Genomic DNA, 601 nt, shown 5'->3' on the forward strand with positions numbered 1-601 from the left:
GGTACATCTTGTTCTTCAACAAAAACTTTTTGACGAACAGAAAAAGCATCTTTTCGCTCTTTTTCTGTTTCAACTTTTTTAGCTGTAATCATTCAGTTGGCTCCAGTCAAACGGAAAGTTTCATATACTGTCCAAGAACCATCATCAAGTTGATAAAGCAAATGTAAGCGATCAATTGTTTCTTCATGATCCATTCCAACCATTCGTAATTGACCAAAAATATCATCATGTTCGCCGGATACCATCTTTTGTGCAACTGTAATATGAGGAACGAACACATATTCTTCTGTGATATCTGATTCGTCTCCTTGTAAGTCTTCATGTAAGCTAGTTATTGCATCAGTTTTTACTACCTTAAAGTAAATCGCATTTGTAATTGGTGCAAAAGAGCTGACACCTGTTGTGTGTAATAAGAAAGGTTTATGACGTTTAGCCACATTGCTAATTCTAGTAGATAGTTCTTCAATTTCAGTGTCATTTGCTTCAAAAACACCTTTAAGCGTCATATGAGGAGTAATGAGTGCATAATGTGGGTCATAGCGTTTCCGATAAGAATTGGCCAAGTCTTGTAATTTTTTTGATGGGAATACAACGACTCCGT

1 protein-coding gene is annotated in these 601 nt (G+C 35.9%); it reads right to left on the reverse strand.

Going from position 1 to position 601, the window contains the following annotated elements; genetic code table 11:
* Positions 1–92: 92 nt before the first annotated feature.
* Positions 93–601, reverse strand: a 509-nt coding sequence (locus tag B371_RS0100075; protein ID WP_019412341.1) for a YjcG family protein, incomplete at its 5' end; no start/stop codon positions are given.

It is taken from the genome of Paenisporosarcina sp. TG20 (assembly GCF_000286315.1).
GTDB lineage: Bacteria > Bacillota > Bacilli > Bacillales_A > Planococcaceae > Paenisporosarcina.